The organism is Thermomonospora umbrina (assembly GCF_003386555.1).
Classification (GTDB): domain Bacteria; phylum Actinomycetota; class Actinomycetes; order Streptosporangiales; family Streptosporangiaceae; genus Thermomonospora; species Thermomonospora umbrina.
This window is the reverse complement of the sequence record NZ_QTTT01000001.1, coordinates 4967623-4989292: the sequence shown is the minus strand read 5'-3', so window position 1 is coordinate 4989292 and position 21670 is coordinate 4967623. Positions and strand designations below refer to the sequence as shown.

General features: G+C 67.5%; 17 protein-coding genes. 4 read left to right on the top strand and 13 right to left on the bottom strand.

The window, feature by feature from the left end; genetic code table 11:
• Positions 1-349 precede the first annotated feature (349 nt).
• Complete coding sequence (locus tag DFJ69_RS34405) at positions 350-499, top strand: hypothetical protein (RefSeq protein ID WP_170177742.1); 150 nt, start codon at positions 350-352, stop codon at positions 497-499.
• A gap of 194 nt (positions 500-693) precedes the next feature.
• Here the strand turns inward: DFJ69_RS34405 and DFJ69_RS22165 are convergent, their stop codons facing one another.
• The 11 genes from DFJ69_RS22165 to DFJ69_RS22115 all read right to left on the bottom strand — a co-directional run bounded on the left by DFJ69_RS22165 (position 694) and on the right by DFJ69_RS22115 (position 14080).
• On the bottom strand, positions 694-1395 hold the full coding sequence (locus DFJ69_RS22165) for a DUF2637 domain-containing protein (RefSeq protein WP_170177741.1): 702 nt from the start codon (positions 1393-1395) through the stop codon (positions 694-696).
• Positions 1396-1457: 62 nt separating this feature from the next.
• The gene (locus DFJ69_RS22160; RefSeq protein ID WP_116024377.1) at positions 1458-1862 is read right to left on the bottom strand and encodes a hypothetical protein; all 405 of its coding nucleotides are present in this window, start codon (positions 1860-1862) and stop codon (positions 1458-1460) included.
• 555 nt (positions 1863-2417) lie between these two features.
• Positions 2418-3095 (bottom strand): GntR family transcriptional regulator, encoded by a 678-nt coding sequence (locus DFJ69_RS22155; protein WP_116024376.1) that lies wholly within the window; start codon positions 3093-3095, stop codon positions 2418-2420.
• Positions 3096-3327: 232 nt separating this feature from the next.
• On the bottom strand, positions 3328-4677 hold the full coding sequence (locus DFJ69_RS22150) for an AlbA family DNA-binding domain-containing protein (RefSeq protein ID WP_116024375.1): 1350 nt from the start codon (positions 4675-4677) through the stop codon (positions 3328-3330).
• 493 nt (positions 4678-5170) lie between these two features.
• Complete coding sequence (locus DFJ69_RS22145; protein ID WP_211328696.1) at positions 5171-6307, bottom strand: hypothetical protein; 1137 nt, start codon at positions 6305-6307, stop codon at positions 5171-5173.
• Positions 6307-8394 carry a methyltransferase, FxLD system gene (gene fxlM, locus DFJ69_RS22140; protein ID WP_116024374.1) on the bottom strand — a complete coding sequence of 696 codons (2088 nt, stop codon included), beginning with the start codon at positions 8392-8394 and terminating at the stop codon, positions 6307-6309. Before fxlM ends, DFJ69_RS22145 begins: the two co-directional genes overlap by 1 nt.
• Positions 8395-8426: 32 nt before the next feature.
• Complete coding sequence (locus DFJ69_RS22135) at positions 8427-9629, bottom strand: lanthionine synthetase C family protein (protein WP_211328695.1); 1203 nt, start codon at positions 9627-9629, stop codon at positions 8427-8429.
• Between the two features lie 47 nt (positions 9630-9676).
• Positions 9677-12607, bottom strand: a complete 2931-nt coding sequence (locus DFJ69_RS22130) for a lantibiotic dehydratase (protein WP_211328694.1) — start codon at positions 12605-12607, stop codon at positions 9677-9679.
• Between the two features lie 210 nt (positions 12608-12817).
• The gene (locus tag DFJ69_RS22125) at positions 12818-12979 is read right to left on the bottom strand and encodes an FxLD family lanthipeptide (RefSeq protein WP_245974516.1); all 162 of its coding nucleotides are present in this window, start codon (positions 12977-12979) and stop codon (positions 12818-12820) included.
• A 181-nt stretch (positions 12980-13160) separates the two neighbouring features.
• Complete coding sequence (locus DFJ69_RS22120) at positions 13161-13619, bottom strand: ATP-binding protein (protein WP_342769906.1); 459 nt, start codon at positions 13617-13619, stop codon at positions 13161-13163.
• A 206-nt stretch (positions 13620-13825) separates the two neighbouring features.
• Positions 13826-14080: a hypothetical protein gene (locus DFJ69_RS22115; RefSeq protein WP_116024370.1), complete on the bottom strand. Its 255-nt coding sequence runs from the start codon at positions 14078-14080 to the stop codon at positions 13826-13828.
• A gap of 236 nt (positions 14081-14316) precedes the next feature.
• On the opposite strand from DFJ69_RS22115, the gene DFJ69_RS22110 reads away from it, so the two are divergent.
• A complete protein-coding gene (locus DFJ69_RS22110) occupies positions 14317-15444 on the top strand; it encodes a helix-turn-helix domain-containing protein (protein WP_116024369.1) in 1128 nt (375 codons plus the stop codon).
• A gap of 23 nt (positions 15445-15467) precedes the next feature.
• On the top strand, positions 15468-16046 hold the full coding sequence (locus DFJ69_RS22105; protein ID WP_245974515.1) for an HD domain-containing protein: 579 nt from the start codon (positions 15468-15470) through the stop codon (positions 16044-16046).
• Here the strand turns inward: DFJ69_RS22105 and DFJ69_RS22100 are convergent.
• Both DFJ69_RS22100 and DFJ69_RS22095 read right to left on the bottom strand, forming a co-directional pair.
• On the bottom strand, positions 16043-17344 hold the full coding sequence (locus DFJ69_RS22100; RefSeq protein ID WP_116024368.1) for a relaxase/mobilization nuclease domain-containing protein: 1302 nt from the start codon (positions 17342-17344) through the stop codon (positions 16043-16045). The two genes, DFJ69_RS22105 and DFJ69_RS22100, sit on opposite strands and share 4 nt — an antisense overlap.
• Positions 17341-17706, bottom strand: coding sequence for a plasmid mobilization protein (locus DFJ69_RS22095; protein WP_170177740.1), 366 nt, complete (start codon positions 17704-17706; stop codon positions 17341-17343). Before DFJ69_RS22095 ends, DFJ69_RS22100 begins: the two co-directional genes overlap by 4 nt.
• 714 nt (positions 17707-18420) lie before the next feature.
• Here DFJ69_RS22095 and drmD point away from each other — a divergent pair.
• Entirely contained in the window at positions 18421-21648 is a 3228-nt protein-coding gene (gene drmD, locus DFJ69_RS22090) for a DISARM system SNF2-like helicase DrmD (RefSeq protein WP_116024366.1), read from the top strand.
• The last annotated feature ends 22 nt before the right edge of the window (positions 21649-21670 follow it).

The window sequence follows — 21670 nt, the reverse complement described above, 5'->3', positions numbered from 1 at the left end:
ATCCGCGGGGCAGTTGACTCGCTCATGCGGCACCCCTGGCGCTGTGCGCGAGCGTGGCGGGGATCGGGATGCTGGAGGAATCCCACGCTGCGAATGCCGATTCGGCCATGATGGTTGGCGCTCCTTGCTGAGTCCCTCACGGGACTGGTCGGTTCGGGGCGGCGGCCCTGATGCGCTGCTTGGCGGCTTGGGCATCAGGGCCGCTCACACGAGTGGTTGTTTCAAATGGACGAAGGGCAACTGACCCCGAGCTGTGACAGGGGTGCCGAACGCCTTCGTGCCGTGCTCGCTGATGTCAGGCGAGCCGGACGCATGACAGGCAGAGCCCGTAGGCCATGAGGACCGGACCGTGCGCGGCGCATCCCGCGTGGAGCTGATCTCGTTGTCCGCACCGATCGCATCGGCGCTCGGTGCCTCCGATCGCTTCGAGCAGATCGATGCACGAGGGGCAGACGAGATGATCAGTGGCCCAGGCAGCGGTGTGGGCAACCATTGGTGACCGTCCGATGTGCGGGCAGAAGGTCCCCTTGCCCGCCAGCAGAGTCCGTCCGAACTCATGGAATTTGGCTTGGAGCCAGCCAGCCTCGCTCCGCCCGACCGCGGAGCCGGTTCGCCTTGCGGTCGCGTCCAGAAGTCGATGGACCTCGGAGACGGCCGCCCGATACTGATCGTCGTAGGCAACCTTCCAGGGAGTCACGACGACGGCCCGTCTGCGGACTGGGCAACCTCTTGTTTGATGGTCTTGACCAGGTCCAAAGCTTGAGGCTTGCCGATCCTCATGACCTTGGCCAGCTTCTCGGCAGAGATGTGCCGTCCCCGGCTTGCCCGGTGCTCAGCGTCCAGTTTCCGAGCTTGCCCAAGTCGCTCACGGTGCTGGGCAATCTTCTCCGCCTCTGTTGTGGCTCGCCGCCTCCGCGCTATCGGGTCGATGGGCAAGGTTTCATCAGCGCTCTCGACCTTGCCGTGCTCGGGGTGAGCCATGATGTTCGCCTCGGGACCTATCGAACCGGTCTGAGTCCCGCTCCGGTCTGTGATCTCCCTGCTGGACCGGACGACCCACATCGTCAGCTCGTAGGAGATGACCAACGCGACCGCCGGCCAGGCGGCGATGACCGCTGCGAGCGGGCCGTGTTCCAGTCCTTGCAGGAGATTGGTGGCCAGGGTGGCGGCGATGCCGACCAGGAGCGCCGCCCGCGAGAGCCGACCGGGTTTGACGCGGTGGCGGGCCGACCACAGTTTCGACATCGAGGAGGCGTAGATCATCCCGTCGATCGTGAGCGGGATCAGGTAGACCGCCGGCTCCGCTTCGGCGCCGTAGCGTCGGACGACCTCCACCGCGTGCCAGTACGACACCCACCCCGCCACGGCGGCGACGCCCAGAACCGTGACGGTCATCGACCCCCAGATGATCCGGTCCCCCGCCCGACGCTTACGCGATGCCGGCTCAACAGGCTGGTTCATCGCACGCGCACCTGGACCGCTCGGCCGTTGGCCCGCGCCAACGCCTTGAGAACCAACGCGAGGTTGGCGGCGTCGAGCCCGCCGAGTGTTTCGCGGAGATCCACGGTGATCCCGGCGGCGAGGCTCGCGGCGATCGACAGCATCGCGGCCTCGCTCCCGGAGCAGACCAGCCGACCGGCTTTGACGGCACCGGTTGCGGCTTCCCAGCGCACGGCCGCGACTTGTTCGTGACCCCGCTGGAACGGATCGGTCGCGACGTCGATGAAACCGTGGACGAAGTCCTCGCGAGCGAGCCAGGCCCCGTGGCCGATCAGCAGGTCCACGGCGGCCTCGGCTGACAGCAGACCGGTCGCGGTCCGTTGGAGCTTCCTGGCCAGCTCAGCACTGGTGTAGGGATGCATGACGCTTTCTCCGGTCACTTCTGAAAGGGCGGTACGAGCGGACAACCGGCATGAAGGACCCCGGACCTGCGCTTGTGACCACGGGACCGGGTCTGTGGGACCGGTCTGAACAGACCTCCGCATGAGGCGATGAGCCATACGGCGCGCGCTGCCCGACGGAACCGATCCAGCCGGCCGACGACACAACCCGCCCAAGGCTCGTACGTCGGCTGCGTCCGGAGCGCGCACTCCGGCCCGGCCTCCCCAGACCGGGCAACTCTCCTTCCCCATGTCCACGCGGGGATGCGTTCGACAGGGCGCGCCACCTCGAACTCACCCCCGCCCGTGTGCAGTGCCGCGTCGCAACGCCAGACAGCCGAGTCGAGCAGATCCGTCAGGTCCCTCCGGCTCATCGATCGCGTCATGCGTCCCTCCATTCGTCGGCCTGGTCGAGTCGCTGGGCACGCGCCCTCGATCGGGTCAACACCAATGCATTCATGTTCCAGATACAGAGAACATGTATACCTCTGGAGTTGTCAAGTTCCGGGACTAACCAGCTCGACCTTGCCTCCGGCCCTATCCGTTGCCCGTCGACCTGGGCAGGACCCGACGCCTCCGCCCTGGACGGGTTTCGATCAGCCCCTCGGCTTCAAGAACAGCCAGGGCACGTCTCACCGTGATTCGGGCCACGCGGTACTGCTCGGCAAGGCCGATCTCTCCCGGCAGGCTGCTGCCCACCGGAAACCGCCCTTCAGCGATGGCGCTCCGGAGCCGTCCCGCGATGGCGGCCGTCCGGTTCGCCTCGCCGCCGAGATCCCCTACGTACCACGCTTGCCCTTGGACGGGCGTGATCAGCCCTTCGCGACCCAACTCGGCCAAGGCCCGCTGCGCCGTCCCTGCGGAGACTCCGAACCTGTCCGCCAACTCACCGGCCGTACCGAGACGATCGCCGGGGGATGTGTCCGTCGACATCAGATGCCGCCGCACCTCATCGACGACCCGTTCGTACTTCTTCTCTGTCCGAGGCGCCCCAGAACCACTCTCGGCCCGGACGAACCGCCCACGACCTGGAACGACCTCGATGAGTCCCTCGCCCTGGAGAAGGGTCAACGCCCTACGCACCGTCGTCCGCGCCACCCCGTGCCGTTCCATGAGCTCTGATTCCGAAGGCAGCGCCCGCCCGGAGACGATCTCGCCGGCCTCGATGGACCTGCGCAGGCCATCGGCAATGTCTCGGAATCCGACGTTGGGCACCGCCCTCGCAGCTCCTGGTTCTCGCTAGGGGTCAGGAGCACATCGTACGCAGGCGGCGCCCACCCCAACCGGAACTCTCGGCGGCCACGTCAGCGAGCCCGTTCGATCCAGCACCCTGGCGCATCAGTCCCTCGTCAATATCCTCGGAGAAGTCCTCATCCTGCTCGGGGCCGCTGCCGCCACCCTCGTCGGTCCGCAAGGCGGCACGGCCCGGACTCGGCGAGGCCGGACGCTAGTCCTGTTCCGCCTGTTCCGGTTCGTCGGCCGGAAGCCCCCACTTACCTAGGTCCTTGCCGGTCAACGCCTGAAGCGTGGAGTCGACCACCGGGATCACGAAACGCCCGCTTACAGAACCTTCGGCGCTGAGCCCGGCCGCCGTCCACTCCACCGTGAGCTCCGTCTCGGCATCAGCGGACACCAGCAATGGCACGTGCTTCAAGTCCAGCCGCTCCCTGGGACGCACGTCCTCGGGGTCGAACTCGATCTCCAGGCCGCCGGGAACCTCGTGTACCTCCCACCTGCACATCGTGGCCAGGAGGCCAGCGGGCATCGGGGCGTGGGTCCGTCCGAGGAACGTCGACGTGGGGAAGACCGGCTGCCTACGCGTGCCCCATGCGCGGGGTGGCGCAGGGAGCTTGAACTTGGGAAGCTCGTCGTCGACGGGACCCAGGCAGAAGATGCGCCCCTCTGCCCGCACGGTCGCCGTCACGCGCACACCCTGGAACGGCCGATCACTTCGGTTCACTAGGGTCAGCGAGAGCGCGGCCGGAGAATGCCGAAGCATCTCATCATGAAGCCGCTGTGCGAACACCTCACGGAGTTCGTCCATGTGCGCCTCGACCTCAGTCTCGTACTGAGCTCGCGTCCGGTCATCGCCTGTGATCGCGCCGAGCGTCCGGTGAGCGAGGAGCCGTCGGGGATGCCGGTCGAGGTGCACCTTGACGTGCTCGGGGAAGTCGGCGATCCGCTCGATGTCCGGCCGCGCCGCCACCACTTCGATCTCCAAACGGTTCCGCGCGGCGGCGAACCGCTGGTGAAGCATCTGCCAGTCCTCGGGGCCCGCCGCCATCGTACGGCCGTTCTTGCGGATGAACACTGTGTGTTCGGCGTGCACGAATTTGACGCCCTTGGAGGGGTTCGGGTGGGGCAGCCCCTTACGCAGGTAGTGGATCGGGTCGCCGAACCTCGGCGGGTTCACCACCACGATCAGCACGTCCTTGCCGTCCAGGGTGACGTACTCGGCGTTCCACACCAGGTCCGGGCCGAGGTAGGGCGTGAGGTCCTGCTCCATGTCGCTGGGATCGATCGAGTCGACGCCCAGAACGCTGCCGGGTTCGACCCCGACCAGCAGGTAGCCGTAGCCACCGGCCCGTTTTGCGGCCTCATCGGGCGACCGGTTCCCGAGGCCCAAGGTCTGCTTGACCAGGTGAACCAGCGCGTGAGGGGCGCTCAGGTCGAGGGTGCTCTTCCATTCGATCCACGTCGCTTCGTCATGCGGGCCAGCATCACGCACAGCCTCGGCCAAGAGTCGCAGCTGGGACGGAAGCAGGAACGGCTGGGATGCGTCGAGAGGAAACGCCACATCAGGAGACTAGCCGTCCACCCTGTGCCATCCACGACGCCAGCCGACACGCTCGCTCTGGGCGGGCACGCGAGAAGAGGCGGGGTACAGAAATTGGTGGTAGCCCGTCGAGTTCTCGGCCCCTCCCGAACGTGGCCGTACCCCCGCCAGGTTCCATCGAGCACCGTTCTCGCACGAACTCGTCAGTCACCCGTCCACCACACGAACTCCGGCTGCGTCGGTCCTGGCTTGCGGTCGCCTTGGCGAATGTCAACGAGCCCGCGATAGTTGCGTCGGCCACGCCCCCGGTGATCAACTCAGCAACGGCGACGGAGCCGGTGAACCTAACGGCGCCCCGCCAGCGTTTGCGCGATCACAATGTCCCAGAGGTCCACGAGACACTGGAAGATAAAACGCAGGACGTCCGTACTGAGGCCCGCAAGGTTGCGGCCGAGTGATCCTCATCGTGAGCCGCACCAGTGCGCTCCCGACGCTGCGGGACCGGTACTCCGAGTCAGCGGAGATCGCGCTCGGGGCTCGTGGGGCCGAGTGTCTTCGACGTCGTGATGCTCTCCGCGATGGCAAGTGCGGTGGTGAGGTCGGCTAGGAGCGGGGGTGGGAGTGCGCTCTGGTCGAGTGCGCAGGCGTTGACCAGGTCGGTGAGTTCGCGTGCCCGGATGTCGGTGAGCCGGGCACGGCATCGGGTGTGGGTGAGGACGTCGCGGGCTGCGTAGCCGTCCTGCGTGGCGGTGGCGTGGTCGATCACCTTGGTGGCGATGTGGGTGGCGTGCCGGTGAGCGGCGGGGGTGTCGATCGTGTGGAGTGCGTCGACGAAGGACAGTCCGAGTCGGGTGTGGAAGACGGTCAGGCCCGGCTCAGACTCTTCGAGATCGTGGTAGCTGGCCAGGAGGGCATCGAGGTCTTCGGAGCCGGGGTCTTCCTGGCAGTGGATGGTCAGGCAGGCGGTGACGGCGTTCTCCCAGGGCTGGCCGGGGGTGGTGTCGGCCAGGAGGGTGAGCGCTCGGTCGGTGTCCCCGGATACGGCGTGGGCGATGACCGCGATCTGGCGGCCGTCGAGCATCCGCTGCCCGACGCCTTTGTATTGCTCTAGCCGGTTGAGTGCTCGGGTCCAGTGTCCGGCGGTGGTGAGACCACGGCCTCCGGTGGCCAGCAGGACCGCCCACAGCCAGGACCGGATCTGCCCGTGGGTGTGCGGGGAGTCGGTCAGGTCGGCCGGGATGTCGATGCCGTCGATGGTCGCTGAGGTCTGTGCGGACACGGCGGCGAACAGGGTGTCCATGACCTCGAAGGCGCGTTCGCCTTGGCCTTCGCGGATGTAGAGGCGGGCGAGGTTGATGATCGGTTCGAGGGCCAGGCGCGTGGTCTGCGCGTTCAGCGGGCGGGCGCGCAGGTAGATGTCGGCTTGTTGGTGGCACCAGCGCCGGGCGAGGTCGGGTAGTCCGCAGTCGGAGGCGATGAGCGCCGCCTGGTTATGCACAGCGGCGGCTTCGGTGAGGTCGTCGGTGCTTTCGGCTCGGGCTGCGCGGTCGCACAGGTCGGCAACCCGCCGCTCCAGTGGAACGCAGGCCGGACGGGTCCGGGCGACCAGCGGGAAGCGGCGGGCGAACGGGCCGGTGGGATGCACGAGCATCACGTCCAGGTGACGGTCATGGGCTGGTGGGGCCGGTCCAAGACCACGCGGCCGGGCTCGGTGGCCGGAGCAGGAGGAATGTCGGGGATGGCGAAGTGGGCGGTGCTGGAGCGGAACCCTTGGTCCCAGGTGGCGGTCTCCGCCGCGACTTGCTTCGCGAGGTCGTGTCCTCCGGGGCCGTGGCCGATGACACCGACCTCGTAGCGTCGGTTGCCGTCGAGGCCGGCTTCGGCGGTGCGGATGGTCAGGTAGGCAAGGCTGCCGTCGGCCGAGGTGGCGGCCATCGCGACAGTGGGGAACATCGGCCGCACCAGGCCGCTGTCCTTGGCCGTGGGGGCGACCTCCATCCTCTTGAGGGGGTTGGGCAGGTGGCAGGACAGCCACAGGTCCAGCCACTCGAAGGACTCACGCGCGACGAAATGCACGCCGGTCCAGACGGTCTCGGCCGGTGTGTCGAAGATCCCGGTGAGCGTGTCCGGGTCGGTGGCGTGGGTGTTGTCCTTGTGGGTTTGCAGCGTGACTTCGCCGGTGCCGGTGAGGTCGATGACGCGGCGAGCGTCGTCACCGAGGCCGCGCAGCGGCATGAAGACTGCCATCTCGCTACCGATGCTGCTCCACCCATCGCGGTCACGAGTGAACACGATGCTGCGGGAGGCCACGCCCGCCAAGCGCACCGGGGCGACCAGGCGTCCGCCGGGCGCGAGTTGTTCCAGCCAGGCGGTGGGAACTTCGTAGGCGCCGACGGTGGCGATGACACGGTCATAGGGGGCGGCCTCGGGATGGCCGAATGCGCCGTCACCGACGATGGCCGTGACGTTGTCGATTCCGGCGGCGGCAAGGTGCGCGCGGGCGCCGGCGACGAGGTCATCATCGATGTCGATGGTGGTGACGTGTCCGGACGGGCCTGCTATGACCGCCATCAACGCGGCGTTGTAGCCGGTGGCCGCGCCGAGTTCGAGGATGCGCTGGCCGGGCTGGATGTCGAGTTGGTGGAGCATCATCGCGACGATCTTGGGCTGGGATGCGGCGCTGATGCGGGTGCCGTCGGCCTCGTGCTTGGTGTAGACGGCGTCGTCGACGTAGGCGTCGGCCACGGGGACGCCAGGTAGGAACACCTCGCGGGGAACCTGCCGGAACGCGGCCTCGACGGCGTCGGTTCGGATGACGCCATCGGCGATGAGCTGGTCGGTGAGCTTGGCGCGAAGTGCGTGCGCTGAGTCGCCGGAACCGATGGAAGTGTCACTGAACGTGCTCGTCATTGCGGGAACCTTAACGGGGTCGATGATGGTTGTGGCCCGCTGCGCGGGAGTGTTGTGGAAGACGGTGTTGACGGCCAGCGCGGCGAGGGTGGCCTGGTCGTGGCCGGACAGACCGGCTCGGTTGGCGTGGAAGATGAAGTGGTGTGCCAAGACGGCGCGCAACCCTCGTTCCAGGTGCCCGTCACGGGCGAGCTCGGCAAGGCGACGTCCGGCCGTGTCGAACGCCGAACACCAGGTCGGGGGCACCAGGTCGGGCTCGCCGCGCGCGTCCACGGTCATCAACCGCCGTATGGCCCGCCCCAGCTTCTCGGTGTGCCGAAGGTCGCCATCACGGTGGGCGGCGACCCTCAGCGATGCCACCTTGGCCCAGACGTCGCCCTGCTCGAACCAGTCCAGTCCGGCGGCGCGCAGCATCGAGCTGAACAGCAGGACGGTTGTTTCCCGCCGGCCCAGGGCGGTGTGCGAGCCGCTGGCGCGAGCGAGGCAGTGGCGGCTGTCGCCGTGGAAGAGCGTGTGCGCGACGTCCATGCCGGTCGGGCCGCCGAACGCGACGGTCTCGGGTTCGTAGATGCCGCGAGTCCAGCGTGCGAGCTGCCCCTCGGCCGTCATGGCAGCGAGCAGCTCGTCGATCACGGTCGTGTCGGGGCAGGACGGCTGGTAGCGAAGGCGCCAAGCGGGTGTCTTGCGCAGGTGCCACCACGTGTGGAGTTCGCCGTTCTCGCGGGCGGCTTCGAGGGCGGGTGCGAGCACGGTCGCGGCGGTGTGCTCGGCGGTGGGCGGGTCGCTGAACTCGATCAGGTAGTGGTGCCAGCGGTGGTCCGGCGGCATCAGCGTGAATCCCTCTCGTTCGGGTCGGACGGTCAGATCAACAGGCAGGTGTCCCAGCTCGTCACGGGTTCGGTGGCGGCGGCCAGCGTGGACAGAGCGACTCCGGCCGAGCCTTCCAACAGCCCGGGATCACTTCGGACGGGGGCGGCTACAGCGCGGTCGACCAGCGCGCAGCTCAGCGCGCGGAGGCGGGCGGCGGTGGCCCCGGCGGCGTCGGCGGCGGCTCGGGCGGTGATGCGGGCGAGTCCGGCGTGGCCGTGGCAGAGCGAGGCGTCGCTGACGAGTGCGTCCTGCGTGGGGTCGGTGAGTGCTCCGAGCAATGCGTCTTCGGCGGTGCGGCGGCGGGTCGAGTCGCCCAGGGCCACGGCCGCTTGGTGCAGGGACCGCGCGATTCCCGCCGTTCCGTAGCACCAGCTCGGGCGGCGGGTCGCCCCGCTGTGGCGGACGCCGGTAGGAGCCGAGCGTGCTTCGTCACGGGTGATCATGTAGGGCCAGCGGTGTCCGGCGGTGGTGTCGATGTGCCAGGCGTCAAGCCACGCGCAGATCGTCTCGATGGCCTCGCGTTGCCCGTCGGCGGTGATCCCCTGGCGAAGGGCTTGTGCCAGCAGCGCAAGCGGCCCGGTGATGCCGTGTGCGAGTCCGAAGTTGCCGTGGCCGCCGGGGAACTCGTCCTCGTCGCGACCGGTGGGGCCGGTGGGCGTCCACCAGCCCGGCAGCGTGTCCGCGTCGAGAGAGAGTGGCTGGGTGAGCCGTACCAGGCAACGGAGCACGGCAGGCAGGACAGTGCTGCCGGGGTCGTGGCGCAGCAGGTACGCGCCGACGCCAGCGAGTCCCCGGATGGTGTCGAACTCCGACATCAGCGGGAGTTGCCCAGCGTCCATGCGGGCGTGCGCTGCCTCGACTCGGGCACCAGCGTCAGCGGCGATCCGCCCGGTCAATGCCGTGAGCGCGGACCGGTAGGCGCCGGGGCGGACGGCGGCGGCACCTGCGAGAACGCGGGCGACCGCCGGTGCGCCGTAGAACAGTCCGGCGCTCGGCCCGGTGGTGACCGGCTTTGCGGCGATCACCGTTAGCCAGTCGTGGGCACGGCGGAACGGTCGTAGTCCGGCCGCCGCCAGCTCGATGTGCAGCAGCGCGATCCCTGGTGCGCCGTGTGCGAGGGACTGATGCCACCACGGCTGATCGCTGGGCAGCCCAGCGGCGTCCGGCCGTGCGTACCGGTCAGCGATCTCCATCGCGTGTTCGGCTCCAGGGGGTAGGGCTGAGCACGCTTCGTCTCGGTTCATCGGGGCCGCCCCTCTCGGGCGGTGAAGGCCAGAGCCGCGACCCTCGCCAGGTACAGACACACGGCCTTCTCGTCGGCGTCGATGCCGCAGGCTCGCAGAAAATGGGCGTGAAGCAGCGAGTCCAGGGCGGTGTCGGGATCGACGCCGTCGAGATGTGACCGGTACTCGGTCAACGCCCGGTCGCGCGCCTCCCATGGGGCAGCGGTCGTCGTGTCACATAGGGCTTGGAAGTCCTGAGCGGGGTCGGCCAGGCGCTGCGCTTGGGTGAACACCGACCGCGGAACGACGGCGGGCGCCCTTGCCGGGACATGGTCGATCAGCCACTGTGCCCCGGTCCGAACGTGCCCGGTGAACGCGACGGCGATGGCGGCAAAGTTCACGGCGGCCAGGACGTGACGGTGCAGATGCGTGGGGCGGGCGAGCTGGGCGAGCACAACCCGGGAGTCCTCGGTGAACACGGCCTCGGCGGCGGCCAGCGCTTCACCACACCCCCAGCGTCCGATTTCGGGGAAGGAGGTCCCGAAGGCCACCTCGCGCAGCAGGCCGAGACGGCGTAGCCGGGCGACCCACGCGCTCACCCGTCCGGCGGCCTCCCCGAACACCGCTGGCTCCGATCCGGACAAAGCGATCCGAAGCCGCAGGAAGTGCTCGCCGTCCTCACGGAAGCGCAAGAACCACCAGCGCGGCTGGTCGTCCCCCCACTCGGCCAACAGCGCGGGCACGTGCTCCGCGAGCACCACATCCTGACGCTGTGGGTCGCCGTAGAGCTTGGCGAACAGCAGTGGTGACAGGCCAGGGAGCAGACCGTGTTCACGTGGCGCGACCACACGTCCGGGCACTCGACGAAACTTCGGTGCCGGAGAGTGCGGGTTGCGGGCGGCCAAAGTAACGACGATCTCGTGCGCGCGGCCGTCGAACCACCCTGCGGCCTCCGAGGCAGGAGCTTCCTCCAACACCGCGTACGGATTGGCGGCCAAGTGCTCGCGCAGCAGCGCCCGGTGCGCGTCCCCTTCAAGATCCAGCGGCAGCCTCCAGTCGCCGTCGACCAAGAGCACACGGGTGGGCAGACGTCGACGGGCACGCCATTCGGAGAGTGCGGCGTCCCAGGTCGTCCAGTCGGCCGCTTGGTCCGGTAGATCCGCAGCGGCCATCCGCCACCGGGCCGCCGACACCACGACGCGTCCGGACCGTAGCCGGGGCAGGAACGGCAGCGCGGCGGCTGCGCCCCAGTCGAAGTCCGTGACCCGCGTCCGGCCGGCCAGGGTGAGTTCGATCAGGAAGCGCGCCAGCGGTGGGGTGTGCTTGCGCAGGTTGAGCGCGTGCATCGCCCACGGCTCCACCCTTACGCCGCGACTGGGAGCCGTCAGATACAGGCCCTCGCTGTCACAGGCGACGGCGAGGTCGGCGGGCGTCACCACGTCGGTCGCCTTCTCGGTCGTGCGGTGCTCAGCGAGACTGATGACCGTCGGCAGGACGTCGACGGTACGGGTGACATGGGCGCTCGTGGGGTCCAGCGGCGGGAACGACAACTGCGCGGGCAGTACCCGCTCGCGCGTCGCGCCGACGAGTGGTGCCGTCAGCATCTCTTGCTCGTGTTCGTCCAACAAAGGCAGGGAGCGACCGATCACCACTCCGGCGGACCGCGAGACCGAAGTCACCACGAGCCGGAACTCTCCGCTTCCGAGTGCGTCCAAGGACGGCGAATCGATGCGAGCGCACAACTCCAAATGGGCAGGCAACGTCATGGGACGAGTAGCAGGCTCCTCCAGCTCCGCGATCAACGCTTCGTCAAGAAGCACCTCACGGCGCCCGTCCAGGGCCGCTTCCTGCGCCACCGTCAGAAGCTTCTCGTCACGAGACGTACGGCGAGGACCGACAGGCGACCGTGACGCGCCGGGGTAGCCGTCGGGCCAGCCGATCCCGCTGTCCGCGACGACTTCCAGGAGCGGCACCTGCACACCGGGACCGAACCGCTGATAGAAGCGCCGGTGGTAGTCGGCCCAAACGGTGGAGCCACCGGACTTGGGAGTGAGGCGTGCCAGCAACAGTGCAATCCGCTCGGCCTCACGGGCAACCACCGAGGGGAGAGCAACGTCCGCGTCCAGCCGCAGGTCAACCGTGACGGGATGCCGCCGGGACGGAGCCAGGTCCCTCATCTGGCGGGCAGCCTCGCCACGCACCTTCCGTCGAACGTCCACGGAACCACGCCGGTGCTGCTGCAACCGTTCGTGGATGCGGGTCAGCACAGTGGACTGCGCAGCGGCGGCTTCACCAACCGCTTCCAGCTCCTGCAGAACATGTTCCAAGGCGTCCGGCTCGTTACCCGGCGCATGCAGCCCGGTGATGAGGACACGGTGATCGACCAACGTGCTGAGGAGGTTGTTGAGCGTGTCGGTGGAGGCATGCGGGAACTCGGCCGCGAGCTTGGCGCGCAGATCCTCGAAGAGGATCGGTTCCCGCGCGGCATCCACCGCTGCGCGCACGGGGCCGGTACGACGAAGCACGACCTCGACCGCGCCGGTCCCCCGGTCGGTCGGCCATGGCCGGTACGGCACGACGAGACGACCGCCGCGCTCGGTCAGCGTTGTGTTGGCGACCACCGCCAACCGTTCCAAGATGACCGGTTGGCGTTCGAGTCCGTCGATGACCGCAGCCATCCACCCGGATTCGGCCCGAGCCACGGCCCGGTGGGCTCCGCCCCAGCGCAGTCGAGGGCGAGAGGCGAAGCGCGCCGGGACGACCCCGGCGAACAGACCGTTGGGAGTCGGGCGGCCCGTCAGCCGTGCCGTGTAGCGCACCACCGACAGCGCCGCACGCCGTGCAGCACGTTCATCGGGAACTTCTGCGCCCGTCCAGCACCGAATGCGGCCCGCCAGCACGGGACTGGCATGTTCGATGGCGTCACTAACCGGCTCGATCTCCCACACATGACCGAGCCAGGTCCCCCACTCCCCCGCCGAAGTCGGCCACGGCGGAAGCCGCAGGACACTTTCGGTGACGGCTCGTACCAACGCACCATCTGCCGCTTTGAAACCGATGCGACCAGACGAAACCGAGGTCACTGAACACCTTTCCCATAGCGACGGGTGTGACCGGGTGCCGACCCGTGCAGGCCGGCACCCGACCACAGATGATGATCAGGTAGCGCTGATACAGGTCGACTTCTCGCACGTCTGACCACAGCCGTCATCGGTCATGTTGATCAGGTGTGCAGGGTCCACCATCTCGATGAGCGTGATATCGAGGTCGAACTCCGCGTCCGCCTCACCCTTGACGAATTGCTCCGCTCGAACTGTCACGAGAACCTCCTCATTGGCGCGATGCACACATTTCGACATCCCCTCATTCCCGCTGAGCAGAGGCACCCTCCCGCTTGTTTCCCCGGAAATCTCGATTCCAGATCGGCTTGCTCCGCGTACATCGCGTCCAGCGCCGCAGCGTCAGCAAGCCGGCGCCCCGCCGGAAACCCGCGCGACACCATTACGCCCCGGGCTCCCAGCGGTCGTCCCACAGATCCACAGAGGCCCAGCCGATTCCGGCAGGAGTGGCCAATGCGGCGTACACCCACTTGCCCGCCGGACTGGTGGTCTGCCGTACCCAACGCCGCGCCACCAAGGCGTCAACCATCGGCAGCCCCCACCCGCCGTTGCGGCCCTCTTCCAGGCCCGCCATGTCTGGTAGCGCCACCGAATCGACGTCCGGAGCGTTCACTCCTTCTTCCGGAGGAAGATCGAACTTGGCATCCCACACCCCCACCACGACGCTTCCGTCCGTCGACTCCGGCACCAGCTCGACCCCCACCGCACCGCCTGCTACGGAAGCGCGCAGCCCATTGGTGACCAATTCCGACACCACCAACGCCGCGTTCTCCACCACCGCAGCGGGAAGGCTGTGGCCGTTCAGCGTCTCGGTGGCCAGACCACGCGCCACCCGAACCACCCCAGGCGATACCGGCAACCACCACAGCCACCCCGTGCCCGCATGCAGATCGGGAGCGGAACCCTCGTTCGCCTGGCGTGACCTCCTTGCGGCCAGGGAGCCCCGCTCGAAGGAATCCCGCGCCACCACACCACCGACAGCGTCAGTCACCTCTAGACGCCCTGCCCGGTCCAACACCGAACGCCGAAATCCACGCCCAGTCGCCCTCACGTCATCGCCTCCCGCTCTGTCGAGTCCTCTGATCCCGGGCGGTTCGAGCCGAACGGGTCGGGCGGGCACGAGCACATGAACGCCGCCCCAAAACCCTCCGCCACCTGCACCGACTCCCACCCCGCATCGATCAGCGAGACGGCTTCCAACCACGCCCGTGAACCCGTACGCCGAAGCTCGGCCAGCAACCACTCCCGCAGCCACCCCACCGCCGCCGTACGGTCGAGCCGCGCTCGCGCCTCGACCTTCATCAGCCGTGTGCAGTCATCCGACCTGTGCCATATGGACGCGTGCCAATGCGTCGCCGGGTTCGGAAAGGGGACCATGCGGGCCGATCCATTCGTGTCCGCAAGAGGCTCGCCCCTCGTGGGAGCGCCCTCTACGCTGGTTCTGACTGGCTGCTGTGTCGTACGAACCGAACGTAAGCGCGACGGGCGGCCGAGGGGACTGACAGGCAGTACGAGTGACAGCCCATCGGAGGCCCGTGATGGCTCTGGCAGGAGCGGGAACACTGACCGGCGGCGCGTATTCCGAGGGGCGCGTCGCCGGGTACGTCTTCAAACTGATCCGCGAGTCCCTTCGACACACCCAAAGCCGCCTAGCCGAAGAACTGGGCGTGGCCGTCGCGACCGTGCAGGGATGGGAGAGCGGACGCCGCCCACTGATGGCGATCTCCGCCGGACAATTCCTCGCTCTCCAGGCGATCCTGCGGCGGCTCGGCGCATCCAGCAGTGCCCTTGAGGCGTTGGGTCTGGGAGTCGAGGCCGATCTGTTCATCGGTGAGGCGCTGAACACCCAGCACGCAGCCGTCGACCCGACGCGCCATCTCCTCAGCTCCTGGGTGATCACAAGACCCTTCACCGAGATCATCGCCTGGCTGGTCAGCGGGAAGGAGCCGAACAACCTGGCCGACTTGCGCGGGCGCAACACCCGCCGAGGCCCCGTAGCCGCCCGCCCCACGCTCAGCATCGACGAGTGCGGACACGTCCTCACCCACATCCGGACCGTGGCCGAACGCGCCGACCGCACGAGCCCCCGAGGCCAACTCCTGGCCAGGCAGGCGTACTACCTGCTCGGCTTCGACGGTGAACCGGAGACAGCGCAGTGGCTCACAGACATGTACCGCAACGACCGGCGGCTCGTGCCTCCGAGACGTGGATGGTCGGAGTCCTGGCCGCTCGCCAGATCAACCGCAAGCGCGCTCACCAGGCTCGGCGACCCCGAGCCCATGCGACGTTTCATCTCCGAGCGGCTCACTGATCAGGCCGGCGAGGTGGCCAACCTCAACTACTGGGCCTTCTGGGTCGGTGACCTCATCGGCCACCAGAGCTCCGACGCCTTCATCCAGACGACACCGGTCGACTCCTGGCACGGCGCCCAGCTCACCCGTCACCTTCTCGATCGTCTCCACGGAAACATCGGCTTCCTAGAGCTCAACATCCATACGCTCTGGTCACTGATCCAGATCCGCCCGGACATCATCCGCGACCCCGCAACGGCGAACGAGCTCGCCGAAAAGATCGCCCAGCTGCTGGATGAGAACCTAGTCTCGACAGAGACGCGCCGTGAGCTCGAAGCCCTCCGCTTCGGCGTCGCGGTGGCAGCACGCCGATAGATCCATAGGAAGGCAGTCAGCAGGTGGGAGACGAACTCAGGGACGTCACAGGATTCCTCTACGAGATGGGCCTGCTCAAGCGCTTCAAGCGAACCGGCTGGTCCACCGTCGGTGTCCCGCTCCCCGAGTCCATCGCCGACCACTCGTTCCGCGTCAGCGTCATCGCCTCGGTGATCGCCGCGATGGAAGGGGCCGACCCCCAGCGCGCCTCGTTCCTCGCTCTCTGGCACGACTCCCAGGAAACCCGGACCACCGACATCCCCCACCTCACCAAACGCTATGTGGCCGCCGCCCCGAACCAGGACGTCACCGCCGACCAGGTCCGCGCCCTCCCCTCCGTAGTCGCTGATCTCGTGAGTTCGGCCGTCACCGAGTACGAGGCCGCCGAAACCCCGGAGGCGCGCTGCGCGAGGGACGCCGACAAGCTCGAATGCCTCCTCCAGGCTCGCGAGTACGAGGAACAAGGCCACGCCAACGTTCAATCGTGGATCGACAGCTCCATCAACAGCCTCAACACCAGCACCGCGAAGGCGATCGCCGCCGAGGCCCTGTCCCAGAACACCCTCGCCTGGCTGGAGCACGCACGTAAGCCCACGCCCTAAGTAGACCTCAGGCCATCCTTCCTGAGGCCCCGACGTCCAGCGATTTGGTGTTGACGTGGGTAGGCAAGCTCGTCGGAGCGGGCGAAGACGTCTGCCGCGCGGGCAAGGGTCTGCGGCCAGGCGCCCTCTATTTGAACGGACCACATCGACAGCACACCGGTCGCCTGCCGCGCGGCCAGCGCCCCCAGCTCGGGTTGGTCGACCGGTACGTCGATCAGTTGGGCGCGGACCTCGGAGAGAACGGCTGCGGTCTGCCGCCACATCCCCGTGTTGTAGGCCCCGTCGGGAAGGACCTTGCCCGATCCGGTGCCCCGCCCACGCCGCCAGAGCCTCGCCTGGGCAAGGTACGCCGGATCCTTGCCCTCTTGGTCGAGTTGGTCATGTGGCCAGTGGGTCTGGCGGAGTTGGGCGAGGGTGAGTACGCGGTGGAGCCGGCCACCGCCGAACCAGATGGCCGGCCGCCCTCCCTGTGGTTTGACCGCGACGGAGTAACCGACCACCTCATCCCGGCCCCCGGGCGCGTACCGAGGGCGGACGAGGATTCCGAGGTCGCGTAGAGCGCGGACGAACTCGGCCTCGTTGCGGGCGACCGCGAGGGCGGCTCGGACGGTCCGCGCCAACCTTGCCTGGTCGGTTTCGACCTTGCCCTCCCTGCTCACGCGCTCGATCTGCGCACGCGACACGTCGGGGTTGCCCACACTCCGGCGATCCTTGCCCCGGCGGCCCTCGACCTTGCCCAGCCCATACCGTTCGGTGTTCTCCACCTCGGCGCACAACTCACTGAGCTTCCGCTTCTCCTGCGACAGCGACGCCGTCGTCCCGTCTTCACGGACGATGTTGACGACCAGGTGGACGTGCTCGTTGCCCCGCACCGATCGACCGTGGTGGACGGCCAGCCACCGGCACGGGGCCTGGTCGCCGTCGTCGAAGCCCATCTTCGCCATCGCCGCCCGGACGACCTCGGCCCACTCCGCATCGTTGAGCCGCCGCTCCGGGGTGGAGTCCTGTGGTGGGAGCGACAGGGTGCAATGCCAGATGTGGCCCCGCGCGAGGGTGATCCCGAGCGCTTGGCGGTGCGTGTCCAGCGACCGGCCCAACGCCTTGATCTCCGCATCCTGCGTCAGATGATCCAGACGGGTGCCGTCCGGGATACCGAGGGTCTGCGATGCGGCGATCACCCGCTGGTCGGTGTGCTCGTTGAACCGGCCGGGCCCGAACAGGTACACCATCAACCCGACCGGCTTGGTGCCCAGGAACCGCTTGCCGCCCCGCTTCTTGATGTCGACGTTCGCGATCACGACGGCGCCAGTTCCGACGCCGTCGCGTCGAGACGGTCCAGAACCCGCTGCACCGCGTCCAAGACCGCGGGGAGCTGGTCGGGGATCTCTCCTGTGGAGTTGGCGACCTTCGCCAACTGATTGACGTTGTTCCCCAACGCCGCCACCAGCCGGCGGACCGCCAGCACCTCGATCACGATCGCCCGGCGCTCGGTCGCGGTCCGTGCGTTCCCCGACAGCGCCGCCTCGACCAGCAGCCGGGGAATGCTGACCCGAGCAGCCTCCGCCCGCCGCACAATTGTCGCCCGCTCCTCCTCCGTGAGGAGGACCTTGACCGCGCGCTTGCGACCGCCCGGATGCCGCGTCAGCCTCTTCTCCGACAACCCGAATCCCTTCCCCTCGTCCTGCGACAACTCATGTCGCAGAAGGGAAGGACCCACGGCCCACGGCCGTGACAAGCCAGCGCAGCGACCTCGAAGAGGGCCAAGGCCGTCCCAGGCCGCCCGCAATCAGGTCACCTGATTGCACATCTTGCTCCCGCAGGGCAAGGTAGCGAAGACGTCTCACATCAGATGCGAGCCGGGGCTGACCGTCAGCGGGGTGCACCGCTTCGGTACCTCGTCGGCTGCAGCGCCAGCAGCGGGCCGAGGTGTCCGCGATCCGGCGAACGAGCCGCATCGAGACCCCGGACAGCGCCGCTTCGACCTGCCCAACGTCAAGTTCGTGCGCCAGTTCACCGCCACCAGCAGCACCCGATCGGCCAGCGGCAACGCCCGCGAATGACCAGGACAGCCACCGACGACCTTTGGGCCGCCTTGCTGCGCCCCGCCCACACCAGCGTCCGAACCTGCCGCGTCGCCAATCCGCTCAATGGACCGATCCATTCTTGTGCTCGGTCGTGATCCTGCTCCACACCATGATCATCGACCAACCGCGCCAGCGTTGCGTGACAGCCCGTCCGTCTCGCCAGGTTACGAAGAAGGCGATCACGGACTCCACGACGTGACCGCGCTGTCGTTTGTCACAAATGATCCCAGATTGGATACCTCTGCCGTATTTGATTCGATAACATCTCGGACCAGGAGCAGCGTTCGCGCATGCTCGTGCCGGACCGCACCGATAAGTTCCTATTTGTGACTGGGGTCGAAACCGCCACGCTCGCTGACGAGCGTCCGAAGAACAGCGGGTCGGCTTGGCCGACCCTCCCTGAGCCCGGACAGGTCGTCGAGGTGCGGGGCTCGACCTGGGCGGTCGCGAACGTCCAGGCCCAAGGACTTCCTCGGAGTCCTGCCGATGAGGCGACCGCGCAGCTCTCCCACGTGGTCGAGCTCCAATCGCTGGATGAGGACCGCCTCGGTGAGCAGCTCTCCGTGGTCTGGGAACTCGAAGTCGGGCACACCATCACCCCAGCACAAGGGCTTCCGGACGTCATCTATGCCGACGCCTTCGACGATCCGGCGACTCTCGCCGGTTTCATCGACGCGATGCGCTGGGGTGCTGTCACGAGCGCTGATCCCAACCGCTACCAGGCTCCGTTCTGGTCCGGCGTGAACGTGGAGGCGTATCAACTCGAACCGCTACGCCGCGCACTCGGGGCGCCCCGTACCAACCTCCTCCTCGCCGACGATGTGGGGCTCGGCAAGACGATCGAAGCGGGTTTGGTGATCCAGGAACTGTTCCTGCGTCACCGCGCTCGCACGGCGGTCATCGTCTGTCCACCGAGCCTCGCTCTGAAGTGGCAGGACGAGATGCGCGAGAAGTTCGGTCTGGAGTTCACGGTCGTCAACTCCGAGCTGATGGCACAGGTGCGCCGCACCCACGGCCTCCATGCCAATCCGTTCCAGCTCTTCCCGCGCGTGATCGTGAGCATGGCTTGGCTCCCGCGGGTTCGTGCCCAGCGTATGCTGCGCGACGTCTACGCCCAGGCGACCAACCCGAAGACCGGCAAGCGCTACGCCTTCGACATCCTCGTGGTCGACGAAGCTCACCATGTCGCCCCGTCAAGCCCCTCGGCAATCGCTGGCGGTCGTGGCTACGCCGTGGACACCCAGCGCACTGTCGCGGTCCGCCAGCTCGCTGAGAAATGCGAGCACCGGCTGTTCCTGAGCGCGACACCTCACAACGGGCACCCGGAGTCGTTCACCGCGCTGATGGAGATGATCGACCCCCAGCGCTTCGCCCGCGGGGCGAACCTCGACTCGACCGCGCTCCAAGACGTCACCGTCCGCCGGCTTAAGACCGACTTGAGCGGCAAGGGCTTCAAAAAGCGCAAAGTCCACACCATTGACGTCACGTCGTCGGCTGACGAGCAGCAGATGTTCTCCCTGCTCGATGAGATCGTCACCAAGAGCGCGAAGCGGAACGGCACCAAGCCCGGTGGCGACATCGTCACGATGCTGCTGAAGAAGCGCTTCCTGTCCAGCCCGTTCGCGTTCGGAATGACGCTCAGCCACTACATCTCGTCGAAGGCCGGCCGTGGGCTTTCCGATGACGATTACGACGATATCTTCGGTGCGGGTCAGTCTGACGAGGAGGAGGGCCTTTGGGAGCAGGACGAGGCTGAAAGCCTCCGCGAGTCAAAGGGTTCGGACCCGCTCGTCGCCGCGGAGTCTGGCCAGCTCGCTAGCCTCATGGAGTGGGGCTTGAGCTATGAAAGCCGTGCGGATTCCCGACTCGACCGCCTGATCAGCTTTCTCAACGCTGTGTGCCGCCCGGATGGAAGGCACTGGTTCAACGAGCGCGTTGTGGTGTTCACCGAGTACGCCGACACTGTTGGCTGGCTCGCTCGCGTTCTGAACCAGCGCGGCTACACCGATGACCGCCTCGCTGTCATCCAAGGCTCGACACCATCCGACGAGCGTGAGTACATCCGCTCCCAGTTCACCGCCGACCCCACGAAGGAGCCGGTCCGTGTCCTGCTCGCCACCGACGCGGCCGGCGAGGGCATCGACCTTCAGACGTACTGCCACCGGCTGGTGAATTTCGACATTCCGTTCAATCCGTCACGCCTGGAGCAGCGGATCGGCCGCATCGACCGCTATGGGCAGACTGAAGAACCGCAGGTCTTCCACTTTGTTCCCGTGGCCGACTCGTCGACCTATGCCGCCGATCTGCACTTCATGGAGCGCATCGCGCGCAAGATCGCTCAGGTCGAGTACGACCTCGGGTCTGCCAATCAGGTCGTAGGCGAGGAGATCCAGGGCCATTTCGGCAGACGTGCCCTGACGAGGGCGAAGTCGAAGGGCGTCGACGCCACCGAGGTCATCAACGTCGCCCTCGCCGGCGGTATCGAGCTCAACGCACGACTGACTCAGTTGGAGCAGGGCTACGACGAATCTCGTACCGAGATGCACCTCGACCCCGCCAACCTTCGCCGTGTTGTCGATACGGCACTTCGGATCAACCATCAGTTGCCTCTGACGCCGAACCATGACTTCGCGCAGGATACCGATGCTGAAGTCTTCAACGTTCCCGCCCTCACCGCGGGCTGGCACGACACTCTCCGTGGTCTCGACACTCGGCTCAATCCAGGAGAGCTTCGGCCCATCACCTTCGATGCTGAAGCCGCAGAGGGACGCGCTGACCTCGTCTACGTGCATCTTGGGCATCCGATAGTGCAGAAGGCCCAAAGGCTGCTTCGTCGGTCGCTATGGAGCGTCGATTCACCGCTGAGTCGTGTCACCGCTGTGGTGGTGGATGACCTTCCGGAGTCATTTGTCGCCGCGGTCACCCGCATGGTGCTGGTCGGCCGTGGTGGTGTCCGCCTCCATGAGGAAGTCTTCCTCGCCGGTATCCGCGTGAGAGGCCGCCGGGCGATGGCAGAGGAGAAGGCCGAAGCGGCGCTCGACAAGGCCCTTGACCGCGCACGCCTTTCCATCGCCGACGAGCGGGTGCGCGATCAGCTCTGCGCCTTGTGGAACGTCCCGGACGCACCGCTTCGCCTCCGCCTCGAAGACTCGATGAGGGCTCGTGCTGGGAAGCGGCACGAGCTGGTCATTGAGCAGCTCGCCAAACGTCAAGCCGCCGATGTCCAACGCGCCAAGGAGATCTTCGCCGCTTTCCGCGCCAATTTGCACGACTCGCTGGACCGCCTGAAAGCGGAGGCGGACGAGGCGCGGGGACAGCTGTTCACCGATCCCGACCAGCAACGCCAATGGAGACGTGACATCGACGCCATGAGTCGTCGACTCGATGAACTCGATGACGAGGAAGCACGAGAGATCGCCGCCATCACCGAACGATACGTGGACGTGAAGCCGCACACGACAGCCGCCGCCGTCGTGTTCGCCCTGACTCGCACCGACGCCGACGGGTGGGCCGAGTGATGACACGGGCAGCGTCCCGTAG

Bases quoted from the DNA above. Each gene is read 5' to 3' on its own strand.
- DFJ69_RS22165 (WP_170177741.1), bottom strand. From the start codon at position 1,395: ATGACCGTCACGGTTCTGGGCGTCGCCGCCGTGGCGGGGTGGGTGTCG.
- DFJ69_RS22160 (WP_116024377.1), bottom strand. From the start codon at position 1,862: ATGCATCCCTACACCAGTGCTGAGCTGGCCAGGAAGCTCCAACGGACC.
- DFJ69_RS22145 (WP_211328696.1), bottom strand. From the start codon at position 6,307: ATGCTCGTGCATCCCACCGGCCCGTTCGCCCGCCGCTTCCCGCTGGTC.
- fxlM (WP_116024374.1), bottom strand. From the start codon at position 8,394: ATGCCGCCGGACCACCGCTGGCACCACTACCTGATCGAGTTCAGCGAC.
- DFJ69_RS22135 (WP_211328695.1), bottom strand. From the start codon at position 9,629: ATGGAGATCGCTGACCGGTACGCACGGCCGGACGCCGCTGGGCTGCCC.
- DFJ69_RS22115 (WP_116024370.1), bottom strand. From the start codon at position 14,080: ATGAAGGTCGAGGCGCGAGCGCGGCTCGACCGTACGGCGGCGGTGGGG.
- DFJ69_RS22110 (WP_116024369.1), top strand. From the start codon at position 14,317: ATGGCTCTGGCAGGAGCGGGAACACTGACCGGCGGCGCGTATTCCGAG.
- drmD (WP_116024366.1), top strand. From the start codon at position 18,421: ATGCTCGTGCCGGACCGCACCGATAAGTTCCTATTTGTGACTGGGGTC.